The 10,053-nt window shown below is 33.4% G+C and carries 7 protein-coding genes and 1 pseudogene; 5 read left to right on the top strand and 3 right to left on the bottom strand.

The window, feature by feature from the left end:
• Positions 1 to 117, top strand: a pseudogene (locus tag N9I19_RS22895) (ABC transporter ATP-binding protein); the annotation flags it as partial.
• A 1,023-nt stretch (positions 118 to 1,140) separates the two neighbouring features.
• Here the strand turns inward: N9I19_RS22895 and N9I19_RS22890 are convergent.
• The 3 genes from N9I19_RS22890 to N9I19_RS22880 all read right to left on the bottom strand — a co-directional run bounded on the left by N9I19_RS22890 (position 1,141) and on the right by N9I19_RS22880 (position 3,891).
• Positions 1,141 to 1,860, bottom strand: a complete 720-nt coding sequence (locus N9I19_RS22890) for a LytR/AlgR family response regulator transcription factor (protein ID WP_284470827.1) — start codon at positions 1,858 to 1,860, stop codon at positions 1,141 to 1,143.
• A 125-nt stretch (positions 1,861 to 1,985) separates the two neighbouring features.
• Entirely contained in the window at positions 1,986 to 2,618 is a 633-nt protein-coding gene (locus N9I19_RS22885; protein WP_317779078.1) for an accessory gene regulator ArgB-like protein, read from the bottom strand.
• Positions 2,611 to 3,891: a sensor histidine kinase gene (locus N9I19_RS22880; protein ID WP_317779077.1), complete on the bottom strand. Its 1,281-nt coding sequence runs from the start codon at positions 3,889 to 3,891 to the stop codon at positions 2,611 to 2,613. Before N9I19_RS22880 ends, N9I19_RS22885 begins: the two co-directional genes overlap by 8 nt.
• A 418-nt stretch (positions 3,892 to 4,309) precedes the next feature.
• On the opposite strand from N9I19_RS22880, the gene N9I19_RS22875 reads away from it, so the two are divergent.
• The 4 genes from N9I19_RS22875 (at position 4,310) to N9I19_RS22860 (ending at position 9,199) form a co-directional block, all read left to right on the top strand.
• Positions 4,310 to 5,584, top strand: a complete 1,275-nt coding sequence (locus N9I19_RS22875) for an aspartate aminotransferase family protein (RefSeq protein WP_317779076.1) — start codon at positions 4,310 to 4,312, stop codon at positions 5,582 to 5,584.
• Complete coding sequence (locus N9I19_RS22870) at positions 5,581 to 6,528, top strand: inositol monophosphatase family protein (protein WP_125161518.1); 948 nt, start codon at positions 5,581 to 5,583, stop codon at positions 6,526 to 6,528. The genes N9I19_RS22875 and N9I19_RS22870 overlap by 4 nt, the downstream gene beginning before the upstream one ends.
• Positions 6,506 to 7,543, top strand: coding sequence for a zinc-dependent alcohol dehydrogenase (locus N9I19_RS22865; protein WP_317779075.1), 1,038 nt, complete (start codon positions 6,506 to 6,508; stop codon positions 7,541 to 7,543). Before N9I19_RS22870 ends, N9I19_RS22865 begins: the two co-directional genes overlap by 23 nt.
• Positions 7,544 to 7,984: 441 nt before the next feature.
• Positions 7,985 to 9,199, top strand: coding sequence for an MFS transporter (locus tag N9I19_RS22860; protein ID WP_284470822.1), 1,215 nt, complete (start codon positions 7,985 to 7,987; stop codon positions 9,197 to 9,199).
• Positions 9,200 to 10,053 lie beyond the last annotated feature (854 nt).

The following is a 10,053-nucleotide window of genomic DNA, read 5'->3' as shown; positions in this document are numbered from 1 at the left end:
CGGACGGGAAAATCTAATCTTGATTGCCAAATACGATACCTCGACAATCCGCGTCTGGTAGCGGAAGATTTGCTTAGACGCTTGGGCCTGACAGACGCTGCAGACCGCAGGGTGGCTATTATCCGTTCATCTGCCTTTTGAGAGGAGCTTAGTACTAGATGAGCTATTTGTTCAGACTAGTGATGAAGAGAAAACGATGTTCGATTTGGAGGAATTAAAAAAGTTGTATCCCGAGCTTACCATAAGTAGTTTTAAAACAAGTTTAGAAGAGGCCGATAGGATCTTTCATCAGCGTTTGGGACTGTTTGCTGGGGTGCTTCTCATTTTAATAGTTGCAACCTGTCTTGGGGTATTTCAATCATTAATGCATTACATTTATTCAAAAAGTCAAGCATACGCAATTCAGCGCTAATTGGATAGACACCGAATCAGTTAGTCAAGCTTATCGTTGCACAAATTCTTCTCTTTATAACATATAGCATCGTAGCAGGTAGTATTGTTGGTTGCACATTAACGTATGCCTTAGCGATGATTGATTCTACGGGAGCATTATATTTTGACGTGCAAACCATTACAATGGTAAGTGTTGGCTTTATTGTTCTTTCAATCCTCCTATTTGCTGGAAAGGCTGGCTGCTAACTCGTCAAAAACTAATTGATGAAATCCATTAAGTATCGCTTGTGTTTACTTCATAAAAAGGTTTGCTGCGGCAGCCTTTTTGTAATGGAACTATCGGGGCAGCATTCCTGTAATCAGTGAAATTGAAGTTTGAACAAAAAATAACTTGGTTAATGCCAAACGGGGACTAAAAACAAGTTAATTATTTGGTCTTCTTCAACTCCCAAAAAAATTAAATATGCCCTTTGGAGGATACCTATTAATTCCCATCCGTAAGGGCGAGAACTCCATTCCCCCTTCTAAGTCCTACAGGGTACTCTGGGTTTAAACATGAAAGAAATCATACCTTTGGAGTTTAACTGGTTACATGGCCAGTTAACTTCCAAAGATACCTCTACAGCACTCGCTATTACAGCAGTTCTTGACAGTTCTGGTTATTTAAGTGCAAATATTGGAAGTTGGAATTAAAGATACGTAAAGAACCAAAGAAATGTCTTCCTTTCTTTGGTTCTTTTTTAAAAACTAAAAATGTCGTTCGATCAGATTCTTTAAAGCCGTAAATTTGTGACGGCTTAGGGTAATCTTGTGATTACAGTGATGTAATTTTACATTATATGACTTCATATAATTGTCCGATTCTATGTATTCAATTTTGTCAATCGACACCAAATAGGATTGATGCGTTCGATAAAAATTACACTGATTAAGAATGTCTTCTAACTTATTTAAGCCTTCTGAGCATTCCACAGTCTCTGCATCTTTTAGGTGGATAAATGTTTTTCTCCCCTTTTTCTCTATATAGAGAATGCTGGAAGTATCGACTAAAAAGATTTTCCCATTCGTTTTTATGCCAATTCTTCTTGCCTTTTTATGGGTATAACTAAGACGATCAAGCGTCTGCTTTAGTCTCACAATATTAATGGGCTTAGTTAAAAAATCTTCTGGGTAATATTTATAACCCTGCAAAGCGAAGTCTTGATAGGCACTCATGAAAATAATCTTGATTTGGGGATGACTTTCTTTCAAATAATGGGCAATGTCAAATCCATTGTACACAGGCATATTAATATCTAATAATATTACGTCAATGATCAGCCCTTGATCGATAGAACTAAACAATTCGCTCGCATCAGTTGTACTTAATATCATATCTACATTTGGGAAGTTATTAATAAATCCCTTAATCTCGTTAAGGATTGGTTCCTGATCGTCAATAACAGCTAGACGTATATATCCCATCATAACCTATTTTTCTTCATCTGGTAGCTCTGGTTCGTAGGAAAACCAAAAACAACTACTCATCGAGGTAATGGAATTAATAAATAACGATATCATTCCAATTGCAAAAGTTAGAAATTTTAACATAATCAATGTAACCCCTTTAAGGTAATTTTATATATAAAAGCATCTAAAATTAAGACGCTTTTCCCCCAAAAAACTGTTAAGGATAGTCCTTGGAAAATTAAAGCAAACCAAACACAATACATTGTGGTTTGAGGTAGAAAAACACTCCATCCAGTACATAGAATGAATGTGATTACAGCCTTTATTTTCAGTTTTAACATACTTTTTTGTGTGAAAAGGTGCTTTTTTTTATGTAATATTGGTGCTTTTTGAGCAGTAATTAAAAAACTGATAAATAGTAATAAGATAAATAGAATCTTATAGGATGAAAGAACGTCTGTATATTTTACGGAAATAAATGTTATAAAAATAATTTGCAACGTGCTAAGAATAAGACATGAACAATACCCTTTGAAATGGGCACCTCCTGAAAACATTCGAAGGAGAGCCCCTGTAAGCAATCCGATTATGGTTTCTGGTAAAATCCCTAAAGGCCATACAAGTAGACTAACCAAAACAATTTGATTCATACCCGATATCATCCATTCAAGTCCATAGCGAATTTTATCTTTATTTTTTACGAGTTGTGGATTTTCAGAGACAACTAGATTTGAGATGTTTGTTGCCAAATGGTTCGGTAAGAAATGCTTAAACATATTTCCCTCCATGTGGTATTTTTACAATGAATGTAATCATGTCCTCTATGACTTCTGGGTATATATGTCCTCCGTACTGCATGACAATACTATCAACAATGGTCAATCCCTGTCCAGTGTTGTATGTATTAGTTTTAGTTGTAAAGCCTTGATCGAAGATACTCTCAATATTTTCAACAGTTCCATCCTCTATATAATTACTTACTTCTAATATATAATGGACATCATTTCTTTGGATTTTCATGTTGATATATCTCTTTTCCTCTTCTAATTGATCGACAGCTTCAATAGCATTAAGGATTAAATTTCCTAATATCTTATTTGTTTCATAAATCTTACAAGGAAAGGAAGATAAATTATCTCCAATGTAGTAGTACATGTTAATGCCTTTTTTTTCACCCTTCTCTTTGTAGGAAAGTAATAACCCCCCAACAGCTTCTGAAGCTATGGGTAATACATCGCTTACGTAGGATATTTCTTCTAGCACTGAGTTAACGTAGTCTACTGAATCATTGTATTTTCCGCTGTTTAGCATTTGTTTTAGAGCTAATATGTGATGAATAAAGTCGTGTCGCTGAGAACGCATTGTAGTGATATGTTTAGAAATGTCTTCTTCATATTGATCATCTAAGGAAACAGCTAGATGCTCAATTTTTTTTACCATATGATACCGAATTAGATACAATAATGAAATTGTAATTATAACTAAAACTATAGCTGATGTTATGCTTAAAAACTTTAACTGTTTGAATTCAAAAACGAAAATGTAAAACAAAAAAAGAAGGCCAAATAAGAAGACTAAAACAGATAAAACAGTATCGTTTTTATTATATTTTTTCTTGACTGGTATCGGAATATAATAATTTGCTTTTCTCAAGATGACATAAAATATTACCATTATCACAAGGTGTGAAACGGGACTTACTAAAGGTAAAGCACTCAATGAATGTATATATGGCAATTCTTTAAAGAGCATGAATCCGATAACCTCTGATATTAACAATAAAAGACATCCTAGCAACACAGCAATAAATGAAGCAAAACTATTCAGGTTTGTGACAAATGTCAACAGAAACCCAATCGCTAAAATCGTTACTAGAAGGTAAGTTACCGAAGGCAATGTTTCTTTTACCATTAACAGAATAATACTTCCATAAAAACTTAGGATGCATATCGGGATCATTTTATCTTTCAAAGAAACTCCAATTAATCGATACCCCACAAGGATAATGACTAACGTTTCCAAAAAACCACCGAAAATCGTCAATAACACGACAAACTTCCTCCTTAACTTTATAAAAATACCATAAAAGGAATGATATAACATCCTACTTTTGGATATTTTATTCAAATATTACAATTTAGGGCAATATATTTGCAAATTGGGATAAATTAAACATAGTTAAGACCCAACTGGACCTTTATTACCAAATCAACAAATAACTCTGGTAATATTTGTTTTGTAATTAATGCAATTTAGGTTAAACATGGAAAGATTCCCATACAACAATTTTTCGGAATATTAGAAAACATTAACGTGGGAAGTAGTATGAACAAATGATTAAAGAAGTTAAGTGAATGTATCTTTTCTCGTAATAGTTTTTGGGATTTTTAAAAGTTTAATTGAGTACTAGATTAATAACAGTGCCTAGTTTTTTTATTTTAAATAACATAATAGGAGTGTTGTAAAAATGAATGGTAAAGTTAAAAGTTCAACAAATCCTGACAGTTTATACTATAAAGTAGATGACATTATTATGGAGAAAGGCGAAGGAATCTATCTTTATGATCAGGATGGGAATAAATATTTTGACTGTGCATCAGCTACATTTAACTTGAATTTGGGCTACAGCAATAAAGAAGTAATTAATTCAGTAAAAAACCAAATGGATAATCTTATTCATGTCACTTCTTCTTATCAGACAGATTCGGTAAATACATTAGCACAAAAACTTGTTGAAATTGCTCCTAGTAATCTCACAAGAGCACACCCGAAAGTTTGTAGTGGTTCAGCTGCGAATGAAGGAGCTATTAAAATGGCGCAGTATAATACCGGAAAGCGTGATGTTATATCTTTGTTCCGTAGTCATTTGGGACAAACCTATATGATGTCGGCCCTTTCAGGTAATTCTTTCCGAAGAGAACCTTTCCCGCCTCAATTTTCATTTGGATTGCAAGTTCCAGACCCTTATTGCTTGCGTTGCTTTTACAATCAAAAGCCTGATTCTTGCGGAATGCTATGTGTAGAAAGAATAAATGATTTTATTGAATATGCAAGCACCGGAAATGTTGCAGCCATTATGGTCGAACCGATATCTGGAAATGGCGGTAATATAGTTCCACCTAAAGGATATTTCAAATCTTTAAAAAAATTATGTGAAGAACATGATATTGCATTAATTTTTGATGAGATACAAACAGGTTTTGGTAGAACTGGTAAAATGTTTGCTGCAGATTATTTTGATGTACAGCCTAATATGATGACTGTAGCAAAAGGGTTAGGTGGAACTGGATTCCAAGTAGCTGCCATACTTACTGAAGAAAAGTATGTAGGGATGCCTGGTCATCATCACTCATTTACGTATGGTTCGAATGTAATGGCGTCTGCAGCAGCATGTACTACGATTGACATTTTAAAAAGACCTGGGTTCTTAGAAAATGTGACTGTGGTTGGAGATTATATTATGGAGCGTTTAGAGGGAATGAAAGAGAAATTTAAGTTTATTGGAGATGTAAGAGGAGTAGGGCTAATGATTGGGGTCGAGATAGTGAAAGATAACAATGAACCTGATGTTGAACTTACTAATCATATTGCAAAATGTGCTATGGATCACGGCATAATTATCAGAACATCAAGATATGGCTACGGAAATGTTTTTAAAATTCGTCCACCGCTTACTATCACTCTAAGCGAGGCAGAGGAACTATGTCATAGATTAGATAGACTATTGGAGGAGATAAAGTGAAAAACTACATAATCGAGTTAGGCAGATACGTATATAGTAAAGTGAAAAATCAAAAGGGTACGTTGAAAAATCGTATAGTAAATGGGTACTCTCCGGGTGGGGATGCACAGTTTAATATTGATGCAGCAGCAGAAGCTGCAGTTCTTGAATTTATCTCAGAAAAGAAAGAACCTATTGTATTTTATACTGAAGACGGTGGATTAAAGACAATAGGAGAAAATCCACAATACATTCTAATAGTTGACCCAATTGATGGTACTCGCCCTGCAGCTGCAGGGCTTGAAATGTCATGTATCTCCATCGCACTAGCAAAATACAAAGACAATTCTAAAATCAAAGATATTGAATATGCTTTCTTAATGGAACTCAAAACAGGAAATTATATGTATGGAGATATTTTTTCGAATTTTATAGAGTTTGAAGGGTATAAGTGTGAATTACCAAACTTAAGTCATGGGATAGATATTAAGAATATGTTTTGGAGTTTTGAGTTTAACGGTCATCCTACTAAATTAATGATCGATTCTTATGGCCATTTAATTGATGAATCTGCAAATAATGGCGGAGTATTTATATTTAATAGTGCATCATATTCTATTTCACGAATTATTACAGGTCAAATGGATGCATATGTAGATATTGGCAATAGATTACTTAAAGATAATCCAGAATTGTTACGAGACTTCCAAAAAGTAGGGAATGGTCAAGTATTACATCTATTTCCATATGATATAGCTGCAAGTGTGTTTTTAGCAAAAAAAGCAGGGGTAATTATTACTGATGCATATGGAAAATCTTTAGATGAAACTTTGTTAACTGATATTAGCTTTAATAATCAACAGTCATGTATAGCAGCTTCTACCGAAGAATTACACCAAAAGCTATTGGAACAAATTAATTGGAAAGGGAGCGAAAAAAAATATGAAGGCATTGGTATGGACTGAAAATAAACAATTAGAATATAAAGAAGTCGAAGAGCCTCAGATACAAAAAAGTAATGATGTAAAAGTCAAAATATATGGGACAGGAATATGCGGAACAGACTTGAATGTGTTAAAGGGTAAGATGTATGCTTCTCCAAATATGGTTATGGGACATGAATCGGTTGGTATAGTAGCTGAAGTGGGAGAAAGTGTAAAAAATGTGAGAGTAGGAGATCGTGTTGTGATTGATCCTACACAATTTTGTGGAAAGTGTTATTACTGTAGGAAAGGATTAACATGTTATTGTGAAGAATTTGATGAATGGCAATTGGGGATCGGCTCTCATGGTACATTTGGAGAATATTATGTTGGGGAAGATAGATTTATTTATAAATTGCCTGATTCTATGGATTGGGAAAGAGCAACTTTAATTGAACCTCTTTCGTGCGTTCTTAGCGTTGTAGAAAAAGCGAATATAAAACCTGATGAATCAGTATTAGTCTTAGGGTCTGGACCAATTGGTCTAATGGTTCAATTGATTGCACGAAAACTCTCTAGAATTACAGTTGCTACAGAAATTGGCAATTTCAGAACAAAGGCTGCACAAAAAATAACCAAATATGTATATCATCCGCAAAAACTTAACTTAGAAGAAATTTATCGAATTAATCAAGGAAGAAAATTTGATGTGGTTATTGATGCGATTGGCAATCAACTAGAGTGGGCATATCCACTTATTGAAAAGGGTGGAAGACTTATTCCAATGGGTTTTGATGATACCTATGAGTTTACAGTTAAACCTTTTGAATTATTATCAAAAGGTATTACAATAGTTGGAACAGGAGAAGCGCATCATATGATGGAAAAAGCTTTGTCCTGTGCTATAGACCTACCAGAATTATCAAATTTAATTACAGATAAAGTATTACTTGAGGATTTTAATACAGCTTTTGGAGATCTAATCGGCATTGATTCTGTCACTAATGAAAGAAAAGATATTAAGTCTATAAAGACTATTTTAGTTTCTGAATCGTAAATTATTTAAAAACTTTCTTACTATTACTGAAAGTCGGTCCGCATATAGGAGATTCAGAAATTGATTTCATAAAAAAAGCCTCCTTAATTATATTTTTATGGAGGCTTTTTTCTATGAAAAAGGGATTGGAATAAATATGTATGTAAATACCTGCCTAAACATAGTATCTTCCTGGATATACAAGATATAGAAAATATGCTCAATGTTAAAATTTTAACAGAAATGAAACCATTGGCTACGAAATCAATTGTTATTTTTGATCAATCTAGTTTGTATGAACCAATATATAATTTAAGGTAATTGTACAAATATCTTTTTGTTTTTGTTTTTTAAAATACTCTAGAACGGCTAGTGTATATATAGCCCGTATGTTACCCATTCTTAATAGTATTTTCAATGTTGATTTCCCTTTCAAAAATAATTAATAGTGAGGAGAAATAATTGATGAAACGGTTGTTATGGATAAGTTTTTTCTCGTACATGTTAATTGCATTTACTTTAGTGATTATGGGCGCAATGCTTCCTGAGATTCTAGCTTATTATAAACAAAATTATAGTAATGGTGGATTACTTATTTTCAGTCAATTTATGGGTTTTTTATTCGGTGTAATTAGCATGCCTTTATTAGTAAATAAATTGGGAAGGAGAAATGTAGTAATTCTTGGTTTAATAATGATTAGTTTTGAAGTTTTTGCATTTTTTTTACCAAGTTGGCCGTTTCTTTTTCCGTTGGTTTGGTTAGCGGGATTTGGAGCAGGATTAGCCGAATCTTGCATAGCTTCCATTATTTTAGTAACGTTTCAAGGTCAACAAGCCAGGGCAATGAGTAAACTTGAAGTCGCTTTCGGATTAGGGGCATTATTAATCCCGTTTTTATCTAGCTTACTCATAAGTAAAGGGATTTGGGAGTATGCATTTTTAGTTTTAGGATTGAGTACCTTTATGATTACACTTGGTTGGAAATTACTATCTTTTGGTGAATTTGAAGAAATTCTTTTTAAAAATATTAACCATAATACATCCGCAAATAAAGAGAGTGCTCATTATACTAAAAAATCATTTTTAATCATTATCTTTTCTGCAATGTTTTTTTTCTGTTATGGTGGAAGCGAAGTGGCTATTGTTCATTTTTTCCCTTCAATTTTTATGGAAGAGTGGGGTATTCCTAATGCTCTTGCAACAATAACTGTAACTATTTACTGGTTGGCAATGGTAATAGGCCGTGCTTTAACTGGTGTAATTTCTGAGAAGATCACCTATAAATTTTTTTTACTTTTTATTACTATTGGAGGTATAGTCGTACTTACCCTATTAGCACTTAACGAAAATATTTGGTTTGCTTTCTTTCTATGTTTCTTACTGGGATTATTCATGGCAGGAATGTTTGCAATTGCTTTAATTATTACAAATCAGTATTTTCCTGGTCAAACAGAAAAAACAACTAGTATATTATTAGCTATGAATGGACTTGGTGGCTCATTAATTCCAATTATGATTGGACGAAGTATGGACATGTACCCGAGCCAAATCTCTTTTTGGTTATTATCTAGTATAATGTTAGTAATGTTAATTCTAATAATTGGAGTTCAAATTTTAGGATATAATAATAAAAAAGTGAGCATAGTAGAGCAGGAACATCGTTTTATAAAGAAGTGAGTACCGTTCTGCTAGGATTAAAAACGTTTCGAGTAGCGAAATTCAACAAGATGGGAATTCTGTTCAAAGCGAAATTGCATAAAATTTTTGGAGTAGTATCATCATTTATATATGAAAAGTAAAAACACGAGTAGTATATTTCAATACTCGTTGTGAAATATGAACCCAACTCGCAGTTATGGGTTATGGAATGCAGAAATTTTAGAAGTTAATCGGAAATCTGGTGGATTTTCTCAATATGATTTTACGATAATAATTAATTATGATACTTTATACAGGTCCACATAATCCACCAGAGGGTTCTGTCACACTAATTTTTGATGTAAAGTTAGATGGTGTTACTGTAACTGAAGTTCGGGAGTAATCTTTAAGAATATTTCTTCTTCAGCTAACAGCTACGTTAGTTGAGACCCGGGGCTGCCACCCTTATTAAGTTTCTGAAGATCAGTCATTTTCAATGGATAATGGGAATAGAAGAAGAACAGGATTTTGTTGTAGATGTTGTAAACCATAAGTATGATTTTAAAGCTATAGCAAAAATCATCCAAGAGAACATAAAGGCTTTATTAAAGAGTTCGAAATTCATTGAGCATTTAAGCTATTTTGGTCTTTACCGAAGGTCGGTTTAATTACATTGTAAAAATATAAAGCTGGAGATATGCAGCAAATTCATGCTAGGCTTTGGAATACAAAATGATTATTCTAAAAAAGAGGGATAACAAGGTCATCCAGTGGTATTATCCCCTACAGGTAGACAGAGTAAAAAGAGAGCATGATTGCACATAACCCTGTCAAGTAGACAATAAAAAAAGAGTATTTCAAGCTGCGGCCTTTTCTCGATATTCAATCGGGGA

Origin of the sequence: Peribacillus sp. CSMR9 (genome assembly GCF_033141925.1) — a bacterium.
GTDB classification, from domain to species: domain Bacteria; phylum Bacillota; class Bacilli; order Bacillales; family DSM-1321; genus Peribacillus; species Peribacillus simplex_A.
Note: the sequence above shows the minus strand (reverse complement) of the source record. Positions and strands in the feature narration are given on the sequence as shown.